A 20,179-nucleotide genomic window follows, 5' to 3' on the forward strand; every position below is an offset into this window, starting at 1 on the left:
CGCCCGTATCGTGCGGGCCTGACTACTCTGCCGCGCCGCCAAGGCGCAGAACCGGGGGCCCGTCCTCCTCCAGATCCTCGAAATCCAGCGTGTCCAGTCGCGCCGCGCGCTTTCCGGCCCGCTCGGCGGCGACGCCGATCCCCTCCAGATCCGCGCGCGCCTGTCTGAAATGGGTGTTCAGCTTGTCCACCCGTTCCACCACCAGTTCCACATCCCGGTGAAGCTGGCGCAGGGTCTGCCTTATGGCGCCCGCCTGCTCCCGCATCCGCGCATCTTTCAGGATCGCCCGCATCGTGGTCAGCGTCGCCATGCAGGTGGTGGGCGACACGATCCACACCCGCGCCGCGAAGCCTGCCCGCACGAGATCGGGGAAGTTGGCGTGCAACTCGGCATAGACGGCCTCGGACGGCAGGAACATCAATGCGCCGTCCGCCGTTTCTCCATCCAGAATATACTTCTCGGAAATCGCCCGGATATGTGCGCGGACAGAGGATTTCATCAGCTTCGCCGCCTCGCTGACCTCCCACTGGGTTTCGGCGCGGCGCAGCGCCTCGTACCCCTCCAGCGGGAACTTCGCGTCGACCACTATGGGCCCCGGCGGATTGGGCAGGTCGATCAGGCAATCGGCCCGCTTGCCGTTCGACAGCGTCACCTGAAACCGGTAGCTGTCCGGCGGCAGGGCCTTGGCAACGATGTCGTTCAACTGGATCTCGCCAAAGGCGCCGCGGGTCTGCTTGTTCGACAGGATGTCTTGCAGGCCCAGCACGTCGCCCGACAGTTTCTCGATATTGGCCTGTGCCCGGTCGATGGTCGCCAGACGCTGCTGCAACTCCCCCAAAGACAGCGCCGTCCGGCGGGACGCGCCCTCAAGATTGCGGTTCATCTGGTCGGAAACCTGCGCCAGACGGCTTTCCATCAGTCTCAGCATGTTGGCCTGCGCGGCGGCCTGCGCCTCGGACACATGGGTCAGGCCACCCGCCAGCCGGTGCTGACCCTCGCCCAGCGCCTCGACCCGGCGGGCCAGTTGGTCCATCTGGTAGATCAGCGGTTCGGCCAGATCCGCCGACCGCCCCGCCCGCCGGACGGCGAGGATCAGAAGGATCAGCACCAGAAGCGCCAGCGCCGCGCCGCCAAGGCTGGCCAGGACCAGCGGGTCGTCCCAGCGTTGCGCCAGTATCCAGTCGCGGACCTGCGCCCAAGCGTCTCTCATGTGCGTCCAAACAGCCGCTCGATATCGGCAAGCCGCAGTTCGACGTAGGTCGGCCGGCCGTGGTTGCACTGGCCGGAATGGGGCGTCGCCTCCATCTCGCGCAACAGGGCGTTCATCTCGTCCACTCGCATCCGCCGGCCCGAACGGATCGAGCCGTGGCAGGCCACGCGGGACAGGATCGCCTCGATCCGGGCCTGCAGCGTCTGGCTTTCCCCAAGGTCTGCCAGTTCGTCGAGGATATCGCGGATCAGCGCCGTCGCATTGACCTCTCCCAGCAGTGCGGGGGTTTCGCGCACGGCGATCGCGCCGGGGCCGAAGGGTTCGACAGTCAGCCCCAGCCGGGACAGATCGGCGGCGTGGTCCAGCAGGCGCGCGCAGTCGTCGTCCGACAATTCCACGATCTCGGGGATCAGCAGGGCCTGCGCCGCGACGCCGTTTTCGGCCATCTGGCGCTTCAGCCGTTCATAGACCAGCCGCTCATGCGCGGCGTGCTGATCGACGATGACCATGCCCGTTTCGGTCTGCGCGATGATGTAGTTTTCATGTACCTGCGCGCGGGCCGCGCCCAGCGGCAGCGCCTCGGCCTCCGGCTCCGGTGCTGCCGGTTCGAAGCGGGCGGACGGCTCTGCCAGACCCGGCGACAGGGGGGCGGGGGCCTGTGCGGCATAGGCGGCCGAAATCGCCCGGGGCGAGGGGCGATCCATCTGGTAGGGGCGCGGCGCGGCCTGTTCGGGCCGCATCGCCCCCAGCGTGGCCCCGGCCACGGTGGTCGACGCCCGATGCCCGGCCTCTGCCAGCGCGTGGCGCAGGGCCGACACGATCAGCCCGCGCACGATCCCGGCCTCGCGAAACCGGACCTCGGCCTTTGCCGGGTGCACGTTGACATCGACCCGGTGGGGATCGCAGTCCACGAACAGCGCCGCGGCGGGGTGCCGGTCGCGTGACAGGAAATCGGCATAGGCCGCACGCAAGGCCCCGATCATCAGCTTGTCCCGCACCGGGCGACCGTTGACGAACAGGTATTGCGCAACGGCCGAACCGCGGGAATAGGTCGGCAGCGCGGCATAGCCGATCAGGGCATGATCATCACGCTCGGCCTCGATCCTGAGCGCATTGTCGGTGAACTCCCGCCCCATCACCCGGGCAAGCCGCCCGGCCAACGCATCGAACAGATCACCCGATTCCGCATCCGCCCGGAACACCACCCGCCCCTCGCCACCGTCGGAGACATCGCGCAGGGTGAAGGCCACCGTCGGTTCGGCCATGGCAAGGCGCTTGACCACGTCGCCGATGGCCTGCGCCTCCGCCCGGTCGGATCGGAGGAATTTCAGCCGCGCGGGCGTGGCGTGGAACAGATCGCGCAACTCTACCACCGTGCCGCGGGTCAGCGCCGCGGGGGTCACCGGCCCGATCTTTCCACCGGTCACCGCGATCTGCGCGGCCTCTGCCCCCGCCACGCGGCTGATGATGGTCAACCGGCCCACCGCGCCAAGGGAGGGCAGCGCCTCCCCCCGGAAGCCGAAGCTGTGGATGTTCAGAAGGTCGGACCCGTCGATCTTGGACGTCGCATGGCGGGCCAGCGCCAGCGGCAGATCGCTGGCCCGGATGCCATGCCCGTCATCGGTGACCCGGATCAACGTCTTGCCGCCATGGGCATAGGCGACCTCGACCCGCCGCGCCCCGGCATCAAGCGCGTTTTCCACCAGTTCCTTGACCGCAGAGGCCGGGCGTTCGACCACTTCGCCCGCCGCGATCCGGTTGGCCGCGGCATCGTCAAGCTGACGTATCGGTGGGGGGTCGGCGCTTATGTTGCGGTTGGGGGAGTTCATGCCACAAGGGATAGCACGCCCTTCCCCGACTCGCCAAGGTTTAGTTCGTCCCGGTCAGCCCCTCGGGCTGGCCGACCACGATGAAGTGCAATCCCTCGGGGTCCAGCAACTCTGCCGCCACGCGTTTTACATCGTCCAGCGTCACGGCGCGGATATTGTCGTTGCGGGTCTCGACATAGTCGATGCCCAACCCCTCCATCTGCATGCCGACAAGGATGCGCGCGATCTTGGCGTTGCCGTCGAAGCGCAGCGGATAGGCACCGGTCAGATAGGTCTTGGCATCTTCAAGCTCTTCCTCGGTCGCACCGTCTTCGGCCATCTTGCGCCATTCGTCACGGATCACCTGTACCGCCTCGGCGATCCGTTCGTTGGCCGACGCGACACGACCATAGACAAGCGGCGCATGGTCCCGCGGATAGAGGTAGGAATAGACACCATAGGTCAGCCCGCGCTTGACCCGGACCTCCTTCATCAGACGCGATTCAAAGCTGCCCGCGCCAAGGATCTCGTTCATCACATAGGCGGCGAAATAGTCGGGATCGTCCCGCTCCATCCCCTTTTGCCCGAAGACAGCCACCGATTGCGGCGTGTCGAACTGCTCCACCGTCACACCGCCCGGCAGCGCGAATTCGGCCTTGCCCGGCATCGGCGCGCCCGTCTCTGGCAGATCGGCCAGCAGCGTATCAAGCAGCGCCCCCAGTTCCTCGGCCGTGATGTCGCCCACGGCCGAGACGAACAGCCGGTCGCGCGCGAGCACCCGTTCATGGGCGTCCACCAGATCGGCGCGGGTCAGCGCGGCAACGCTCTCCTCCGTCCCGTCGCTGGAACTGCCATAGGGATGGTCGCCAAAGGCAAGGCGGTTGAAGGTTTCGCTCGCGATCGCGTCGGGGTCTTTCTTGTCGGACTGGATCCCCGCGATCACCTGACTGCGCACCCGTTCGACCGCGTCGTCGTCGAACCGTGGCGACAGCAGGGCATCGCGCAACAGTGCCACCGCTTCGTCCCGGTTCTCGGTCAGCATCTTCACCGAAACGCTCAGCGCATCGGGTCCGACATCGAAGCTGAAACTGGCGGCCAGCGCGTCACGCGCCCGGGCGAAGGCGCGGGCATCCAGATCGCCGGAGCCTTCTTCCAGAAGCGCGGTCATCAGGTTGATCGCCCCGCGCTTGCCGGGCGCATCCAGGCTCGCCCCGCCCCGAAAACGGATCTCCAGCGCGACGAAGGGAATCTCGTGGCTTTCGACCAGCCACGCCTCGACCCCGCCGGGCGAGGTGACCTTCTGTATGTCCACCGCCGCGCGGGCGGGGACGGCCAGCATCACGGCCAGGGCAAGCGATAGAACAACCCGGATCATTGCGTCACCTCCGCCACGTCATCCGCCGGGCGTTGCAGCCAGCCCGTCACCGCGTTGTCACGGTTCAGAACCATCCGCGCGGCGGCCATCACGTCTTCGGGCGTGACTTCTTGCAGGATGGTGGGCCATGCCTGCACATCTTCGACCGTCAGGCCAGAGGTCAGCGCCGCCCCATAGCGACGCGCGAGCCCCTGAATATCGTCGCGGGCATATATTTCCGCGGCGTGGAGCTGCGTCTTGATACTGGCGAACAGATCAAGGTCGATCCCCTCTTGCAGGAACTCCGCCAGCGCCGCGTCAAGGGCGTCTTCGGCCTCCTGCAAGCTGACATCGGGCGCGGGCACCGCGATCACGCCAAAGGTCGTGTCGTCGAGCGACACCGCACTGTAAAACGCCGCCGTGTAAAGCGCGACATTCGCGTCGAATTGCAGCTTGGCGCCCAGAACCGATGTCGCGCCCTCGCCACCAAGGATCTCTGCCAGATAGGTCAGGGCGGCGGCGGTCTTCTGGTCGCCCGGGTCGCGCTCCGGCGCCAGGTAGCTGCGGATCACATAGGGTTGGCCGACCCGGGCGTCCTGAAACATCACGCGCCGTTCCGCACGCTGCGGAGGTTCCTGCGGGCGCATCCGGTCCGGCAGATCGGCGGTGGGCTCTAGCGCGCCAAAACGGGTTTCGGCAAGGGCGCGCACATCCTCGGGTGTCACATCGCCGGCAACCACGAGGATGGCATTATTGGGCGCGTAGAAGGTCCTGTAAAACGACAGCGCATCGCCCTTGGTCAGCCCCTCCATCTCGTGCTTCCAGCCGATGATCGGGATTCGGTAGGGGTGGTTGAGGTACTGGACGGCCTTGCGTTCCTCGTTGAAGAGGGCGCCGGGGCTGTTTTCCGTCCGGGTGTTGCGCTCTTCCAGGATGACGCTCCGTTCAGTCAGGACATCATTTTCGGCAAGGCGCAGATCGCGCATCCGGTCGGCCTCAAGCTCCATCATCAGGTCCAGACGGTCGGCCGCGACACGCTGGAAATAGGCGGTGTAGTCCCACGAGGTGAAGGCGTTGTCCGACCCGCCATTGCCCTTCACGATGGAGGAGAACTCGCCCGGCCCGATATCGTCGGTCCCCTTGAACATCAGGTGTTCAAGGAAATGGGCGATGCCGGATTTCCCCGGCGGCTCATCCGCGGCGCCCACCCTGTACCAGACCATGTTCACCACGACGGGGGCGCGGTGATCCTCGATCACGACGACCTGCATGCCGTTGTCCAGCGTGAAATCGGTGACCTTGTCGGCACGGGCCGGCAGCGTCAGCAGGATCAGGAAACCTAGCGCAAGGCGGATCATCGGCAGTAACCTCCCGGGGAGTATCTTTGGCGGCAAGCTACGCCCGGCCCAACCGTTTTCAACGCCCGGCACGAAGATGTGAGGCACCTAGTCCGACGCGGGCGGGGCCCCGACATTGCGCACGCCGACCTGCCGCCAGCGTTCCAGTTCCGCGTGCTGGTCCAGCGACTGCTTGGCATAGGCGCTGAAATAGACGTTCACGTTGAACAGACGTTCCAGCAGCCGGCCGTCGTGGCGGCGGCGATAATCCAGGTCTTCCTCGGCCAGCGTCTGCCGGATCGACGGACTGACGCCATAGCGCGTCACATGGCTGATCAGGCCCTGATCGCCCCGCACACCCCGGGCCGCATTTCCGCCCAGCGCGGCAATGGCGTCGGCCTCTGGCGTCGGGTCGACACGGTTCGGCGCGCCCGGCGTCGGCAGCGGAAGCTGCGCGAAATCCTTGGGCATCTCGATCGGCTTGTTGGGCAGAACGGAGAACTCGTCCGGGGTCCTGTTGGAGGCCCGGACATTCATCAGTTGCGGATCGCCCTTGCTGCATCCGGCCACGACCGTCGCCAGAAGCATGCCCGATATCCAGAACCGCATGGATGCCATGCCATCACGTCCTTTGCCCGTTTCGGACCTCTTTACCGCAGCTTGCACGCGGCGTCACGGGGTCTTCTCGTCCCCCGTGAAGGCGACAAGCCCCAGCGCGCCTGCGAAGATCGCGATGTCGGCGACGTTGAAGGCATAGGGGTTGTCGATACCGCAGCAGGACATGTTCAGGAAATCGGCCACGGCCCCATAGACCAGCCGGTCGACAACATTGCCCAGCGCGCCCCCGATCAGGCACCCGGCCGCGATCAGCGCAACGCCCCGATGCCGACCGCGCAACATCCAGATCAGAACCGCCGCCGAAATCGCCAGCGATACGCCGATCAGGACCCAGCGGCCCAAATCCCCGTCGCTGGACAGCAGGCCGAAATTCACGCCCCGGTTCCACGCCATGCGAAAGGTCAGGTAGGGCGGCCAGATATCCATGCGCAGCGCGTCCGCCAGCCCAAGCCCCCAAACCACGTAAAGCTTGGAAATCTGGTCGAGCGCGAACACCACGCCCGCCGTCAGCCAGAGCGCGCGCATCCCCCTAGTGCCGGAAATGCCGCATGCCGGAAAAGACCATGGCCAGCCCAGCCTCGTCCGCGGCGGCGATCACCTCGTCATCGCGCATCGACCCGCCGGGCTGGATCACCGCCGTCGCCCCGGCCTCGGCCGCGGTCAGCAGGCCATCGGGGAACGGGAAGAACGCGTCAGAGGCAACGACCGAACCCTTGGTCAGCGGTGCGGAAAGCTCCAGCACCTCGGCCATGTCCATCGACTTGCGCGCAGCGATGCGGGTGGAATCCACGCGGCTCATCTGCCCCGCGCCGACCCCCACGGTGGCGCCGTCCTTCACATAGACGATGGCGTTCGATTTGACATGCTTAGCGACGGTCCAGGCAAACAGCAGATCGGCGATCTCTGCCGCGCTCGGCGCGCGCTTCGTCACCACCTTCAGATCATCCGCCGTGATGCGCCCGTTGTCCTTGTCCTGCACAAGCAGCCCGCCAGAGACCTGCCGGAAGGTCAGCCCCGGCTCGGCCGGGTTGGCAAGGCCATCGGTCGTCAACAGCCGCAGGTTCTTCTTCCTGGCGAAGACCTCCTTGGCCGCATCATCGGCGGCGGGGGCGATCACGACCTCGGTGAAGATCTCGGTAATCGCGTGGGCGGTCGCCTCGTCCAGCTTCATGTTCAGCGCGACGATCCCGCCAAAGGCCGAGGTCCGGTCGCAATCGAACGCCCTGCGATAGGCAGCCTCCAGCGTATCGGCGCGGGCCACACCGCAGGGATTGGCGTGCTTGATGATCGCGCAGGCGGGGCCGTCGGCGGGCAGAAACTCGCTGACCAGCTCAAAGGCCGCGTCGGTGTCGTTGATGTTGTTGTAGGACAGCTCCTTGCCTTGCCACTGGGTCGCCGTCGCAACGCCCGGGCGGTTCGACCCATCGGTATAGAACGCCGCCGACTGGTGCGGGTTCTCGCCATAGCGCAGGGTCTGCGCCAGCGTCCCGGCAAAGGCACGGCGGCGCGGCGCGGGTTCCCCGATGGCCCCGGCCATCCATGTGGACACAGCGGCATCATAGGCGGCCGTGCGGGCATAGGCGATCTGGGCCAGACGCTTGCGGAAGGAAAGCGAGGTCGCCCCGTCCTGCGCGTCAAGCTCTGCCAGAAGGGCGGCGTAGTCTTCGGTATCCACGACCACGTTCACGAAGGCATGGTTCTTGGCCGCCGCCCGGATCATCGCCGGCCCGCCGATGTCGATGTTCTCGATGCAGTCGTCATAGTCCGCGCCCTTGGCCACCGTCGCCTCGAACGGGTAAAGGTTCACGACCAGCAGGTCGATGGCGCCGATCCCGTGGCTTTCCATCGCCGCCTGATGGTCGGGGTTGTCGCGCAGCGCCAGAAGCCCGCCATGCACCATCGGGTGCAGCGTCTTGACCCGGCCGTCCATCATCTCCGGAAAACCGGTGACCTCGGACACGTCGATCACGCCCAGCCCGGCCTCGCGCAGGGCGCGCGCCGTGCCACCGGTGGACAAGAGTTCCACCCCCCGCGCCACGAGGGCCTTGCCAAGGTCCTCCAGCCCCGTCTTGTCAGATACGGAAATCAGCGCGCGGCGCACGGGCACAAGATCGGTCATCGGGTCGTCCTTTGCAGTTTCGTCGTCGGGTCTGGGCCGGAAGGCCGCTTAATCACCGAGATGGTCGTCGCGGTCAAGATCGCGCGGCGGGCGCAGGCTTCCCGGCGTCTTGGCCAGACTCCATTTGATGACGCTCGCATAATCCATCGCGTCGGCAGAGAGAACGACCTGTTTCGTCGCGCGCGGCTCCGTCTGCCGCGGGTCCAGATAGACGCCCGGCTCCAGCGCCAGTTTCGCCGCGCCGTCGTGGCGGAATATCCACGTCTCGCCGCTTTTCAGGGTCAGGGCCACGGCCGCACCCTTGGGGTCGCGCCGGGCCGCGACATCGGGGTGCAGGTGAAAGCGGATCGTGAACGGCAGCCAACCGTTCGGCATGCGCGCGCGCATCCGTTCGAAGACCTCGCGTTCGGGGTCGGAAAAGGCGGCAAGCGTATCCTCGCCGCCCAGGCTTCTGCCGTCCCGCGCCATCAGCAACTGGCGCACATGGGTCAGGCCGTGCGTGCCGGAATAGCCATCATGCCAGACGGTCAGGCTGTGCCCGCCAAGACCCGCTTCCTGCCGCGCGACCACGGTGCCCGGCCGTTCGATCAGCAGGGCTGGCGCGCCCCGCCGCCGCACAGGACCAAGGCGAGAGGACGAATACCCCTCGATCGCCAGCGTGGAATGGGACGGCGTGGCCCGCCCGGCACGATGCCAGTCCGCCCCGAACAGGTGACCCGCCCCCCAGTTGACGATCACCGGACGCCGGCCCGAGGTCAGTTCAAACGCAAGGGTCGAGGCATGGGCATTTTCCGACATCGCCGGGGCGGGCGGTTGCGCGGCATCGACGATCACCGTGGTCCGCCCCGCGGCCAGCCGGGCATAGCCCATCGCCAGTCCGGGCCGCGCCGTCGGCCGGATACGTGCATCGGCCAGCGCGCGGTCCAGCACCCCTTCCCCGCCGCAGTCGCCGCCGTGGAAACGCGCCAGCGCGCCGTCCGCATGCCGCAAGGCGCGCAAGGTGGGCGCGATCCGGGCAATCCCGTCCTGAAGGGCCGCGCCCGGGTCTTGCCCGGCCTCTGTCAGGGTCGCGGCCGTCATGGTCAGCAGAATGAAGACCTCCAGCAAGTCTTCGGGGTTACGCGTGGGCAGACCGCCGGCATCGTCGATGACCTCATCGCAATGCGCCCCGATGGCCGCCAGCGCGGCGCCCAGATGGTCACCGGCCGCCGACAGGGACAGCGCCGCGCGGATCAGACCGGCCAGCGCCGTAAACCGCGGCCGGCCGGGCGGGGCCGACGACCAGCGCCGGGCGAGGAACCGGGCCTGCTGGCCCAGCGCCCGCAAAAGCGCGCGGGAGTGCGCCGCATCCGACAGGCCCAGAATGGGCCCGGCATGGGGCAGCAGATGCATAAGCCGCCGGCCCGTCTCCTCCGGCGACCGGTCAGGCCCGCGCCCGTAGCGTGAAACCCAGTCATGGGTCCAGTCCCGGGCGCGCCTGCGGGCCGGGCCATCGGCCACGGCGGCGAGATCGTCAAGCCATACGAACCCGTGGAGCGCGTTTCGGATTTCCGGGTCCTCTTGCGGAAGGTCCCAGATCGAGGCGCCGGGAATGTCCACCACCCGGTCGCGCAGCTGGAACCGACCCTCGCACAGCAGTTTCCCCCGGTCGAAATTGCCGGGCCAGCGCGGCGCGGGCTGCCATGTCAGGGTCGTCTCTGGCGCCGAAAGCGTGTCAAGCCGGGCCCGAAGCCGGTTCAGCCAGATGAACGGCCCCCGCTCCGGGAGCATGCTGTCGAAAGCGCCTGACATTCCGGCCTGTCTGCCTTTCTGGCGGGTACGGATGCAGCATAGCCAGCGGTCCGCCCCCTGTCACCGGCCAAGCGGATCAGCCGACCGGGGCCTTGCGCAGGCCGGCTACGAAAAAGCCATCCATCCCACCCAGATCAGGCCAGAAATCGGGGCGCAGGCGCAGCCCGCCCCCGGCAGCGTGCCAGCCCGGTTCGATCCAGTCGGCCGCCAGCGCCTCAACCGACAGGTCCGGGTGGCGTTCCAGCGCGGCGGCGATCTGGCCCTCCCCCTCTTCGGGCAAAAGGGAACAGGTGCAGAAGACCAGCCGCCCGCCCGGCGCCAGCATGGCAAGGGCGGCATCGATCATCCGGGCCTGCATCGCGAACAACGGCTTGATCGCCGCGGCGGTCTTGGCAAAGGGCAGGTCGGGATGGCGGCGGATCGTGCCGGTCGCCGAACAGGGCGCATCCAGCAGGATCGCCTCAAACGGTTCAGCGGGCATCCAGTCCAGCGCATCGGCGACCACCAGATCGGCGGACAGGTCGGTGCGGGCCAGGTTTTCCTCCACCCGCGCCATACGCTGATCAGAGATATCGAGGGACGTGACCGTCGCCCCCGCGGCGGCAAGCTGCATGGTCTTGCCCCCGGGCGCGGCGCACAGATCCAGCACCCGTTCTCCGCGCTGAGGGGCGAGGAGTTTTGCCGGCAGGGCGGCGGCGGCATCCTGCACCCACCAGTCGCCGGTTTCATAACCCGGCAGGGCGGAGACCTGGACCGGCCCGGTCAACCGTACCGAGCCGGTGGGCAGTGCCCGGCCCCCGACCCGGGCGGCAAGCGCCGCCGTATCGCCGTCTTTCGGGGTCAGGTCCAATGGCGCGCCCGCGGCATGGGCGGCCTCGATGCCCGTCACCGCGGCCCGGCCCCATGCACTGTCAAGCCGGCCGCGCAGCCAGCCGGGCAAACGCTGGGGCGGCTGGGCGGCCCAGGCCTCGGCCGGGGTCTCGGCCACCTTGCGCAACACCGCGTTGACCAGACCGGCGAACGATACCGTGCCACGATCGGCGCGCGCCAGCCCGACCGCGGCATTGACCACGCCGTGGGGTGCGGCGCCGTCCTGCAGCATCTCGACCGTGGCCAGACGCAGGATCGCCCGCACCGCGCCCCGGGGGGGCCTGCGCAGATGGGGTTTCAGGATGGCATCGGCCCGGTCCATGTGGCGCAGCGTGGCGACCGCCAGACGCTGCGCCGCGGCCCGCTCCGCCGGGGCAAGCAACGCCAGCGGCCCGTCCTCCCCGCCCAGTTCCGCGATGGTCCGCGCATCTTCCAGCACGCACAGGATTAGACCCAGCGCCGCGCCGCGCACCCGGTCGGGGCCTGCGCCCTGTTTCTTGTCCCGCTTGTCAGACATGCACCCTGCCGTATATCAACCGTCCAGAACCGGCAAGGAGCCGTCATGACCGACACTTCCCGCAAGGACCTGCCCCCCGCCGCGATCCGCGCGCTGCAAGAGGCAGAGGAACGCCGCAAGAAGGCCGAGGCCGTGGACATGCCGACAGAGCTTGGCGGCCGCGACGGCCCCGAACCCGTACGCTACGGCGACTGGGAGAAGAAGGGGATCGCCGTCGATTTCTGACGGTCAGTTCAGCCGCAAATCTGCATGGCGCCCGGCACCGCGATCCGAGGTGAACCGAACGGTCTGCCCACGCACCTGCACAAGCTGGCAGTTGTAGCCGAGGTCCTCGTCTCCGAAGTTCAGGTCACGGCAGAAATAGCCGCCCTTCCATGACCAATCCCCGACAACCGGTTTGCCGAAGGCGCGCCCGGCGATCTGCCCGCCCGGCGTGACGGTCAGTTTCACACCCAATCGGGTCAGTTTCCTGCCTTCGACAAGGCTGACGAAGCCTGAACGGCTGTCGACATCGCGAAATCCCTCGGCAGCGGCAGGTGCGGCCGTTGCGATCAGGCCGGCAAGGGCGGTTGTGCAGACAAAGCGCATTCGACAACTCCGGAATGTTCCCTCGCGGAGGGATACGTTCCGCGCGCCGATCCGGATGACTTCTGCCCGCAGACCGCCCCTGCCGCCCTTGGGACACGTGGGTTTAGCGCCGCACCCGCGGCCCGCGCGTCAGCCCTGCACCTTGCGGCGAACGATCAGCGACCCCAGCCCGGTCAAGAGCAGCGCGGCCGACAGCGGGACGGGAACCCGCGAGACCTCTTCAACCACGAAGTCGTCCATGATCGCGAAGGTGGATTCCGGCACCGTGATCAGCAGACCGGTAAGATTGTCAAAACCGGAAAAGGTAACCACTTGCGCGCCGGGATCGTTCACAACGGGCTCTGTCAGTGTCCGGGTAATCTGCCCGCCTCCCGCAAGCCAGCCTTCGAAAGTCACCCCGCCGAAGAAACCGGAACTGACGGCGATCCGCACGGAGCTGAAGTCGAATGTGCCGCCTTCGACATAAAGCAGCAGTTCCCCATCGCTTTGCAGGCTGAGAACCCGCCCCCCGTCGCGCGCGAAGCCATTGAAATTGGTGTTCGACGACTGGTCGACCGCCGTGATGAACGTTTCCGAAGGCGTGTAGGATCCGAAAACGAAACCGTCCTCGTCATAATACTGAAACCTCGGAAGCTCGCTTGGTCCCTGCCCGAAATCAAGGACAGTGGCGGACGCTACGGACGACGAAAGTGCGAAGGCACATGCAGCTATGAAAGACAGGCGCATCTGAAATTAACTCCCCCTAGAACCATTACAACTTCGGATGCGACCACATCGCCCGGGACCTGTCAACAAAAGACAGCCACGCCATATCGGGCACCGGGGCAGCGCCCTGTTGCGGCATGCAGACGACGACGCCCGCAAGAATTTTGCGCAAATAATCGACGCGCTTGGCTGCCCTAGCAGGCTGCTAGAGAACTGGAAATCCCGTCATCGCAATACAAAACCGTTCGTTGTGAGCAATGATCGAGCAAGGCAACAAGAGCCGCGCCCGGACCAGCGCCGGGACGATGTTCCGAACGCTCTCGACCTCAGGTGCATGCCCTGTGCTTTTGCAGCAGTCCGCTAGAGGCCCAGCACATCCACCATGTCATATTCGCCGGGCTTCTGATCTTGCCCCCAAAGCGCGGCCTTGACCGCGCCGCGGGCAAAGATCGCGCGGTCGGTCGCGATGTGGCGCAGCACGATCCGCTCGCCTTCGCCGGCGAAGATCACGTCATGTTCACCCACCACATCGCCGCCCCGGATGGCAGAGAAGCCAATGGCCCCCCGCACCCGTTCGCCGGTGATCCCGTCCCGGCCACGATCCGCCACTTCATCCAGCGCGACGCCGCGCCCCTCCGCCGCGGCCTCTCCCAACATCAGCGCGGTGCCCGACGGCGCGTCGACCTTGTGGCGATGATGCGCCTCGACAACCTCGATATCGAAATCCTCGTCCAGCGCGGCGGCCACCTTGCGCGCCAGTTGCGCCAGCAGGTTCACCCCAAGGCTCATATTGCCGGCCCGCACGATCACCGCATGGCGCGCGGCGGCCTTGAGCTTTTGCAACTGCTCCGCGGAAAAGCCGGTGGTGCCGATCACATGCACGGCGCGGGCCTGCGCGGTCAGCGTGGCGGTGGCCACCGTTGCCTCGGGCGTTGTGAAATCGATCACGGCCTGCGCCTGGGCGATCACCTCGATGGCGTCGTCGGTGACCTTCAGCCCCATATGCGGGCCGCCCATCGCCTCGCCCAGATCGCGGCCGACCCACGGGTGCCCTGCGCGTTCGACGGCACCGACAAGCCGGGCATGCCCGCCCTTGACGACGGTCTGCACCAGCATCCGGCCCATGCGGCCCGACACGCCCATGATCACGATCCCCGGCAGATTGACCATCGTTCTCTCCTTGCAAGATGTCGCCCGTGTCTAACCCCAAGCGCGAGGCTTGGCAAAGGTCCCGCTTGTGCAAACGGCGCCCATGACCTAGATGCACGGCATGTCCAGATCGTCAGCCCCCTCCCAGCGTCAGCTTCGCGTCGGCGAGCTTATCCGTCGTACCTTGTCCGAGGTTCTGGCCCGCGGCGACGTGCACGACCCGGAGTTGAACCGGATGTCGATCACCGTGGGCGAGGTCCGCACCTCTCCCGACCTCAAGGTCGCCACGGCGTTCATCCTGCCGCTTGGCGGACGCGGGGCCGAGGACGCGCTGGAGGCGCTGCGCCGCAACAAGGGCGAATTGCGCCGGATGGTGTCGAAGAAGCTGACCCTGAAATTCTCGCCGGAATTGCGCTTTGCGCTGGACCAGACCTTCGACCAGATGGATGAAACCCGCCGCCTGTTGGCACAGGATGACGTGGCGCGCGACCTTGCCGATCCGGAAGCGGATGGGGCCTAGGGCGTTTCTCATCGCGCTTGCCGCTGCGACTCTGCTTCCGGTCGTGGCATCCGCATCTTGTCGAGACATGACCCATGAGGGGCGCGGCTATGCCGTGTGCAGCTTCGACCCGACCCTCAGCGATCTGCGGCTGTTCCGGCTTGACCCCGATGGCAGGGTGATCGGCACCTTCGCACAGCTTCAGTCGGTGCTGGCCAAACAGGGGCTGAGGCTGGCCTTTGCGATGAATGCGGGCATGTACCACCCCGACCGCAGGCCTGTGGGTTTGTATATCGAGGGCGGAGAGCCGCAGGCGCGCGCGGTCGCCTCCGCCGGGCCGGGCAATTTCGGGCTGCTGCCCAATGGTATCCTCTGCCTAAACGATGGATCGGCCCGCGTGATCGAAACCCGCACCTATGTTGCGGATCCGCCCGCCTGCCGCGATGCGACGCAATCGGGGCCGATGCTGGTGATCGACGGCGCGCTTCATCCCCGGTTTCTGGTGGACAGCACCTCGCGCTATGTCCGCAACGGTGTGGGTGTGGACGACGCCGGGATCGTGCATTTCGCGATATCCGACCGGCGCGTCACCTTCCACGAATTCGGGCGGCTGTTCCGCGACGTGTTGAAGACGCCGAATGCGCTGTACCTCGACGGCAAGGTCTCCAAGCTTTACGCGCCCGACCTCGGCCGCTTCGATCTCGGCCTGCCGATGGGCCCGATGGTGGGCGTGGTGGCGCACAGCCCGAGTTGACGGCGCCCGGCGGGTTCGGTAGCACGCCAGCCTCACAAGATCACAGGTGGAGCGAGAAGAGTGGGACGCAGCCGGAAGGGACGCGACATTTCGGGGTGGCTGGTCGTGGACAAGCCCGCGGGGCTGACCTCGAACGCCGTGGTCAACAAGGTGCGCTGGGCCTTTCAGGCGAAGAAGGCGGGCCATGCCGGCACGCTCGACCCCGCGGCGACGGGCGTTCTGGCCATCGCGCTGGGCGAGGCGACGAAGACCGTGCCCTATATCACCGATGCGCTGAAGGCCTATAGGTTCACCGTCCGCCTCGGCGCGGCGACCAATACCGACGATGCAGAGGGGGAGGTCATCGCGACCTCGGACAAGCGCCCGACGGATGCGGATATCGCCGCCGCGCTGCCCGCCTTCGTTGGCGATATCGACCAGATCCCGCCGAAGTTTTCCGCCGTCAAGATCGACGGGGAACGCGCCTATGCCCTGGCCCGCGCGGGCGAAGAGGTCGAGATCGCAGCGCGCCCGCTTTATGTCGACAGCCTTGAGATGGTCGCGCGGCCCGATGCCGATCATGTCGAGCTTGAAATGGTCTGCGGCAAGGGTGGCTATGTGCGCTCCATCGCGCGCGATCTTGGGGAAGCGCTGGGATGCCTCGGCCATGTCGAAAGCCTTCGGCGCGTGTGGTCCGGCCCGTTCGACGCAGAGGACGGCATAGGCATGGACCTGATCGAAGAACTTGCCCGGACACCGGAGATCGACGCCTATCTGCGCCCGCTGGAAGAAGGGCTGGCCGATCTGCCGGAACTGCCGACCACACCGGAAGGCGCGACACGGCTGCGCAACGGCAACCCCGGCATCGTCCTGAGTTCCGAGGCGGAATATGGCGAGGAGGCCTGGGCATCCTTCGACGGGCAGGCCGTGGCGGTTGGCGTCTACAAGGCGGGGGAATTGCATCCCAGCCGGGTGTTCAACGGGTAAGTGCCGGGGCGCCTGACTCTCCCTGTTCCACTTCCCCTGTTCCACTTCGGACCCGCGACATTCTCAGTGGATCGGGGAGCCGTGCCATCGACGGGCCGAGGCGTGGCGATCCAACGGAAGAGTTGCCCACTTTATCGGGCAATGTTCGGCGGACGTGCGAGCGGAGCGCCGGCTTCACCAGATCGCCGGGCCGTGGGGTCGGCCCGTCGATGGCGCGGCGGCCTTGCGGCCTTGACTCCGCGCATGGTCAGACCATGCCGAAACGCCCAGTCGGTTAGAAAATCAAGCCAAAGGCCATTGCCCTTGACCGGGTCAGAGCTTGCGCCGGGGATTGGCCAACTCCAGCGCCTCGCTCAGCACCTCGCGGTCGCCGATATGGTTGGCGAGGATCAGGATCAACTGGGCGTTCAGCGCATGGCTTTCCGCCTCGCTCAGGCCCCGATGGGCGCTCAGAAGCTCGGTATAGAACCCGTCATGGTCATCAAGGTTGGGGGTCGTGATGAGCTTCACAGCCGCCCCTCCCACAGTTCCGCCAGGGCCGCGTTGACCTGTGCGGCGTCACACTCCACCCAACGCGCGGCGATCACCCGGTCGGGCCGCAGAAGGTAGAGCGCCCGCGGCGCATCGCCAAGGAACTGGGCCCGGACCTTGTCGGTCACGGCCATCTCAAGGCAGGGCACCGGCACGCCCTTGGGTGCGGGACCGTTCAGCGCCAGCAGCGTGACATCCTCGCCCAGCCGGTCGAACAGCCAGCCATTGCCCTGGGGCACGTCCGGCACGACGGCACCGGGCCGTGTCATCGGCGGCAGCAGGGCATCGTCGGGGCCGGCGCTGTCATAGACGCAGCCATGGGACAGGCGGCCGGAATTGACCCAGCCGCGCGCGAAATCCGCCTTGCGCGCCAGACCCAGCACCTGATCGCGGAACAGCCGCTCCACCCCGGCGGCGGGCGTGATGAACCGTGCCGCGGCGGTGGATTGCCGGATATCGGCCTCGGCCGCCTGCACCCGTTCCCGGTCATAGCTGTCGATCAGGCGTTCGGGCGCGCGCCCGTCCAGAACCGCGGCCAGTTTCCAGCCGAGATTCTCGACATCCTGCAACCCGCCATTGCCGCCCCGTGCCCCATAAGGCGGCACAAGATGCGCGGAATCGCCCAGAAAGATCACCCGGCCATGGACGAAGTTGTGCAGCCGCCGGCACTGGAACTTGTAGACGCTGACCCATTCCAGCTCGAAATCCGGGCCGACCAGCTTTTCGATCCGCGGGATGACGTTTTCAGGCCTGGCCTCTTGCGCGGCATCGGCATCGGGGCCCAGTTGCAGATCGAGCCGATAGATATTGTCGGCCTGCCGCTGCAACAACGCCGACTGCCCGTCATGGAAGGTCGGGTCGAACCAGAACCAGCGTTCGGCCGGAAAGTCGGCGGCCATCTCGATATCGGCGATGAGGAACCGCTCCTCGTACATCTCGCCCTCGAAATCGAGATCGAGGATCGCCCGCATCGTGGACCGCGCGCCATCGCAGGCCAGCACATACTCCGCCGAAAGGCCATAGCGCCCGTCGGGCGTGCGCACCGTCACATGGGCTTCGTCCCCGGTGTCATCGACCGACGTCGCGCGGTTGCGGAAGCGCAGATCGATCAGGGGCTCGGCCAGGGCACGTTCGGCCAGAAACTCCTCGACATAATATTGCTGGAGATTGGCGAAGACGGGCAGGCGATTGCCCGGTTCGCTCTCCAGGTCGAAGTCGCAGACCTCGTCATCGCCATGGCAGACGCGGCCGATGCTCCACGGGACGGCCTTCTCAAGAACCTTGTCGGCGATACCCAGACGGTCGAACAGGTGCAGGCTGCGCCGCGACCAGCCGATGGCGCGGGACCCCGCGGCGACCGTATTGCCATCGTCCAGCACGACGGACGGAATGCCCCGACCGGCAAGGTCCAGCGCGATGGACAGCCCGACCGGCCCGGCCCCCACGACGATCACCTTGTGGCGCGGCTCCTGTCCGGTCAGGCCCGGGGGCGCCACGTAGGGGAACGTCTTGTGGTCATAGGGCATCAGGCAATCTCCCGCCATGCAGGCTGCCGTGCGCTTTAGCGCGACCGGCGCCGCAAGAAAACCCACGGAGCGCGGACAGTCTTAACCGCTTGCCGCGTCGTCCGTCAGACCGGGCCGCCCACTCGCAGCACCGGATTGACGAATGCGCCCTGACTAGAACACGGCCTCCCGCGGTCTGGGCGGGGTCACAGGCCATCGCGTCTCCCCCAGCGTTCTTTTTGTTGTCCTTCTCCCATATATTAACCTCTGTCAGTCGGTCAGCCGCTGCAACCGCTTTTTTTCTGTGCTTTTGGCCAAGCATTGCACAACCGCTGTGCGAGAGGGCCGGCCACCGCGGCAGGGGCCCTCCGGCACCGGGCACCGCTCCGCCGGTTCGGACCGGGCGCCGCGCCGAAATCGCATCTGGTCAACGCAACCAGACCGCGCAAAAGTGGCCGCAGCATCGGACAGGCAGACCGGGAGGAGAACAGTCATGACCGGTATCGTCATCCTCGGCGGCGCACGCACCGCCATCGGCGCCTTCGGGGGCAGCCTTTCCGGCGTCCCGCCCATCGAACTGGCACGGATCGTGTCCAAGGCCGCGCTGGCACGGGCCAAGCTGAAAGGCGACCGGGTTGGGCATGTCGCCTTCGGCCACATCATCAATACCGAGGCGCGGGACATGTACCTTTCCCGCGTGGCCGCGATAGAGGCCGGCATCCCCGAGACCTGCCCGGCGATGAACGTCAACCGGCTGTGCGGGTCGGGGGCCCAGGCGGTCGTTTCCGTGGCGCAGGCGCTGATGCTGGGCGATGCGGAATTCGGGCTGGCCGGTGGCGCCGAATCGATGAGCCGCACGCCCCATATCCTGTCCGCGGCCCGCTTTGGCCGGAAGATGGGGGATACTGCCGCCACCGACATGATGCTGGGCGCGCTGAACTGCCCCTTCGGCACCGGGCATATGGGTGTGACCGCCGAAAACGTGGCCGCCGAGCACGACATCAGCCGCGCCGACCAGGACGCCTTTGCCCTGCAAAGCCAGGAACGCGCAGCATGGGCGATTGCCGAAGGCCGTTTCGATAGCGAGATCGTCCCGGTCGAGGTCACACGCGGGCGCGAAACGGTCAGCTTTACCCGCGACGAACACCCCAAGGCGGCCACGCTGGAGGCCCTTGCCGGCCTCAAACCCGCCTTCCGCAAGGACGGGACGGTGACCGCGGGCAATGCCAGCGGGATCAATGACGGCGCGGCGGCGCTGATCCTTGCCCGCGAAGACGCGGCAGAGCGGGAGGGGCTGACACCCCGCGCGCGCCTTTTGGGCTATGCCCATGCCGGGGTCGCCCCCGACATGATGGGGCTGGGTCCGATCCCGGCAGTCGAGACGCTTGTCGGCAAGCTCGGGCTGGGGGTCGCGGACTTCGACGTGGTCGAGAACAACGAGGCCTTCGCCGCGCAGGCGCTGGCGGTGAACCGGGCGCTGGATCTTGACCCCGCGCGGGTGAACCCCAATGGCGGTGCCATCGCGCTCGGCCACCCGGTCGGGGCGACAGGCGCGATCCTGACGGTCAAGGCGCTTTACGAACTGGACAGGGTCGATGGCCGCCGTGCGCTGGTGACGATGTGCATTGGCGGCGGGCAGGGAATCGCACTGGCGCTGGAACGTCTTTGACGGGGCAAAGGGCAGCCCCCGCCGCCCCCCGAACCGATAGGCACGCGCGTCTGACGAGACGCGGATCGGCGCCTTGACCCCAGAACGGGCACACGCCCGTTTCCGGCAAGGCCATGACGCCGTGGCGATTTTCTGCCCCCGTTAATCGGCCATTCACCTCGATACGGAAAATTCTCTTCAAACGACTCG

General features: G+C 67.0%; 19 protein-coding genes. 5 read left to right on the forward strand and 14 right to left on the reverse strand.

Going from position 1 to position 20,179, the window contains the following annotated elements; translation table 11 throughout:
- Positions 1-22: 22 nt before the first annotated feature.
- The 9 genes from RGUI_RS10760 to RGUI_RS10800 all read right to left on the reverse strand — a co-directional run bounded on the left by RGUI_RS10760 (position 23) and on the right by RGUI_RS10800 (position 11,624).
- Positions 23-1,210 (reverse strand): DNA recombination protein RmuC, encoded by a 1,188-nt coding sequence (locus tag RGUI_RS10760; RefSeq protein ID WP_081533063.1) that lies wholly within the window; start codon positions 1,208-1,210, stop codon positions 23-25.
- The gene (gene mutL, locus RGUI_RS10765; protein WP_081533064.1) at positions 1,207-3,039 is read right to left on the reverse strand and encodes a DNA mismatch repair endonuclease MutL; all 1,833 of its coding nucleotides are present in this window, start codon (positions 3,037-3,039) and stop codon (positions 1,207-1,209) included. Before mutL ends, RGUI_RS10760 begins: the two co-directional genes overlap by 4 nt.
- Positions 3,040-3,079: 40 nt before the next feature.
- Complete coding sequence (locus RGUI_RS10770; RefSeq protein WP_172841127.1) at positions 3,080-4,393, reverse strand: pitrilysin family protein; 1,314 nt, start codon at positions 4,391-4,393, stop codon at positions 3,080-3,082.
- Positions 4,390-5,730 (reverse strand): pitrilysin family protein, encoded by a 1,341-nt coding sequence (locus RGUI_RS10775; RefSeq protein ID WP_081533065.1) that lies wholly within the window; start codon positions 5,728-5,730, stop codon positions 4,390-4,392. The genes RGUI_RS10770 and RGUI_RS10775 overlap by 4 nt, the downstream gene beginning before the upstream one ends.
- An 87-nt stretch (positions 5,731-5,817) precedes the next feature.
- Positions 5,818-6,327, reverse strand: coding sequence for a DUF3035 domain-containing protein (locus RGUI_RS10780; protein ID WP_081533066.1), 510 nt, complete (start codon positions 6,325-6,327; stop codon positions 5,818-5,820).
- 54 nt (positions 6,328-6,381) lie between these two features.
- Entirely contained in the window at positions 6,382-6,852 is a 471-nt protein-coding gene (gene lspA, locus RGUI_RS10785) for a signal peptidase II (RefSeq protein ID WP_081533067.1), read from the reverse strand.
- A gap of 4 nt (positions 6,853-6,856) precedes the next feature.
- Positions 6,857-8,446 carry a bifunctional phosphoribosylaminoimidazolecarboxamide formyltransferase/IMP cyclohydrolase gene (gene purH / locus RGUI_RS10790; RefSeq protein ID WP_081533068.1) on the reverse strand — a complete coding sequence of 530 codons (1,590 nt, stop codon included), beginning with the start codon at positions 8,444-8,446 and terminating at the stop codon, positions 6,857-6,859.
- A 48-nt stretch (positions 8,447-8,494) separates the two neighbouring features.
- Positions 8,495-10,237, reverse strand: a complete 1,743-nt coding sequence (locus RGUI_RS10795; protein ID WP_156882938.1) for a heparinase II/III family protein — start codon at positions 10,235-10,237, stop codon at positions 8,495-8,497.
- A 76-nt stretch (positions 10,238-10,313) separates the two neighbouring features.
- Positions 10,314-11,624, reverse strand: coding sequence for an RsmB/NOP family class I SAM-dependent RNA methyltransferase (locus RGUI_RS10800; protein ID WP_081533069.1), 1,311 nt, complete (start codon positions 11,622-11,624; stop codon positions 10,314-10,316).
- 45 nt (positions 11,625-11,669) lie between these two features.
- On the opposite strand from RGUI_RS10800, the gene RGUI_RS10805 reads away from it, so the two are divergent.
- A complete protein-coding gene (locus RGUI_RS10805; protein WP_081533070.1) occupies positions 11,670-11,849 on the forward strand; it encodes a DUF1674 domain-containing protein in 180 nt (59 codons plus the stop codon).
- A 3-nt stretch (positions 11,850-11,852) separates the two neighbouring features.
- On the opposite strand, the gene RGUI_RS10810 is transcribed toward RGUI_RS10805, so the two are convergent.
- The 3 genes from RGUI_RS10810 to dapB form a co-directional block, all read right to left on the reverse strand.
- Positions 11,853-12,212, reverse strand: coding sequence for a dihydrodipicolinate reductase (locus RGUI_RS10810; protein ID WP_081533071.1), 360 nt, complete (start codon positions 12,210-12,212; stop codon positions 11,853-11,855).
- 129 nt (positions 12,213-12,341) lie between these two features.
- The gene (locus RGUI_RS10815) at positions 12,342-12,938 is read right to left on the reverse strand and encodes a hypothetical protein (protein WP_081533072.1); all 597 of its coding nucleotides are present in this window, start codon (positions 12,936-12,938) and stop codon (positions 12,342-12,344) included.
- 339 nt (positions 12,939-13,277) lie between these two features.
- Entirely contained in the window at positions 13,278-14,087 is an 810-nt protein-coding gene (gene dapB / locus RGUI_RS10820; protein ID WP_081533073.1) for a 4-hydroxy-tetrahydrodipicolinate reductase, read from the reverse strand.
- A gap of 91 nt (positions 14,088-14,178) precedes the next feature.
- On the opposite strand from dapB, the gene rbfA reads away from it, so the two are divergent.
- Genes rbfA through truB form a run of 3 tightly spaced genes read left to right on the forward strand, consistent with a single transcriptional unit; the run spans position 14,179 to position 16,285 of the window.
- The gene (rbfA, locus tag RGUI_RS10825) at positions 14,179-14,586 is read left to right on the forward strand and encodes a 30S ribosome-binding factor RbfA (RefSeq protein WP_156882939.1); all 408 of its coding nucleotides are present in this window, start codon (positions 14,179-14,181) and stop codon (positions 14,584-14,586) included.
- Positions 14,576-15,319, forward strand: a complete 744-nt coding sequence (locus tag RGUI_RS10830) for a phosphodiester glycosidase family protein (protein WP_081533074.1) — start codon at positions 14,576-14,578, stop codon at positions 15,317-15,319. Before rbfA ends, RGUI_RS10830 begins: the two co-directional genes overlap by 11 nt.
- Before the next feature lie 60 nt (positions 15,320-15,379).
- Positions 15,380-16,285, forward strand: coding sequence for a tRNA pseudouridine(55) synthase TruB (truB, locus tag RGUI_RS10835; protein WP_081533075.1), 906 nt, complete (start codon positions 15,380-15,382; stop codon positions 16,283-16,285).
- Positions 16,286-16,597: 312 nt separating this feature from the next.
- Here the strand turns inward: truB and RGUI_RS10840 are convergent, their stop codons facing one another.
- Together RGUI_RS10840 and RGUI_RS10845 are read right to left on the reverse strand one after the other, a co-directional pair.
- The gene (locus RGUI_RS10840; protein ID WP_081533076.1) at positions 16,598-16,795 is read right to left on the reverse strand and encodes a DUF2783 domain-containing protein; all 198 of its coding nucleotides are present in this window, start codon (positions 16,793-16,795) and stop codon (positions 16,598-16,600) included.
- Positions 16,792-18,342 carry an FAD-dependent monooxygenase gene (locus RGUI_RS10845; RefSeq protein ID WP_081536059.1) on the reverse strand — a complete coding sequence of 517 codons (1,551 nt, stop codon included), beginning with the start codon at positions 18,340-18,342 and terminating at the stop codon, positions 16,792-16,794. The genes RGUI_RS10840 and RGUI_RS10845 overlap by 4 nt, the downstream gene beginning before the upstream one ends.
- Before the next feature lie 472 nt (positions 18,343-18,814).
- Between RGUI_RS10845 and bktB the strand changes: the two genes are divergently transcribed.
- Positions 18,815-19,990 (forward strand): beta-ketothiolase BktB, encoded by a 1,176-nt coding sequence (gene bktB / locus RGUI_RS10850; RefSeq protein ID WP_081533077.1) that lies wholly within the window; start codon positions 18,815-18,817, stop codon positions 19,988-19,990.
- The last annotated feature ends 189 nt before the right edge of the window (positions 19,991-20,179 follow it).

Source organism: Rhodovulum sp. P5 (assembly GCF_002079305.1).
Lineage (GTDB): Bacteria > Pseudomonadota > Alphaproteobacteria > Rhodobacterales > Rhodobacteraceae > Rhodovulum.

What these genes read in the sequence shown, in the direction of transcription:
- dapB (WP_081533073.1), bottom strand. Translation starts at nt 14,087, where the DNA reads ATGGTCAATCTGCCGGGGATCGTGATCATGGGCGTGTCGGGCCGCATG.
- rbfA (WP_156882939.1), top strand. Translation starts at nt 14,179, where the DNA reads ATGCACGGCATGTCCAGATCGTCAGCCCCCTCCCAGCGTCAGCTTCGC.
- RGUI_RS10775 (WP_081533065.1), bottom strand. Translation starts at nt 5,730, where the DNA reads ATGATCCGCCTTGCGCTAGGTTTCCTGATCCTGCTGACGCTGCCGGCC.
- purH (WP_081533068.1), bottom strand. Translation starts at nt 8,446, where the DNA reads ATGACCGATCTTGTGCCCGTGCGCCGCGCGCTGATTTCCGTATCTGAC.
- RGUI_RS10760 (WP_081533063.1), bottom strand. Translation starts at nt 1,210, where the DNA reads ATGAGAGACGCTTGGGCGCAGGTCCGCGACTGGATACTGGCGCAACGC.
- RGUI_RS10815 (WP_081533072.1), bottom strand. Translation starts at nt 12,938, where the DNA reads ATGCGCCTGTCTTTCATAGCTGCATGTGCCTTCGCACTTTCGTCGTCC.
- lspA (WP_081533067.1), bottom strand. Translation starts at nt 6,852, where the DNA reads ATGCGCGCGCTCTGGCTGACGGCGGGCGTGGTGTTCGCGCTCGACCAG.
- RGUI_RS10800 (WP_081533069.1), bottom strand. Translation starts at nt 11,624, where the DNA reads ATGTCTGACAAGCGGGACAAGAAACAGGGCGCAGGCCCCGACCGGGTG.
- RGUI_RS10795 (WP_156882938.1), bottom strand. Translation starts at nt 10,237, where the DNA reads ATGTCAGGCGCTTTCGACAGCATGCTCCCGGAGCGGGGGCCGTTCATC.
- RGUI_RS10845 (WP_081536059.1), bottom strand. Translation starts at nt 18,342, where the DNA reads ATGCCCTATGACCACAAGACGTTCCCCTACGTGGCGCCCCCGGGCCTG.
- RGUI_RS10805 (WP_081533070.1), top strand. Translation starts at nt 11,670, where the DNA reads ATGACCGACACTTCCCGCAAGGACCTGCCCCCCGCCGCGATCCGCGCG.
- bktB (WP_081533077.1), top strand. Translation starts at nt 18,815, where the DNA reads ATGACCGGTATCGTCATCCTCGGCGGCGCACGCACCGCCATCGGCGCC.
- mutL (WP_081533064.1), bottom strand. Translation starts at nt 3,039, where the DNA reads ATGAACTCCCCCAACCGCAACATAAGCGCCGACCCCCCACCGATACGT.
- RGUI_RS10830 (WP_081533074.1), top strand. Translation starts at nt 14,576, where the DNA reads ATGGGGCCTAGGGCGTTTCTCATCGCGCTTGCCGCTGCGACTCTGCTT.
- RGUI_RS10780 (WP_081533066.1), bottom strand. Translation starts at nt 6,327, where the DNA reads ATGGCATCCATGCGGTTCTGGATATCGGGCATGCTTCTGGCGACGGTC.
- RGUI_RS10770 (WP_172841127.1), bottom strand. Translation starts at nt 4,393, where the DNA reads ATGATCCGGGTTGTTCTATCGCTTGCCCTGGCCGTGATGCTGGCCGTC.
- RGUI_RS10810 (WP_081533071.1), bottom strand. Translation starts at nt 12,212, where the DNA reads ATGCGCTTTGTCTGCACAACCGCCCTTGCCGGCCTGATCGCAACGGCC.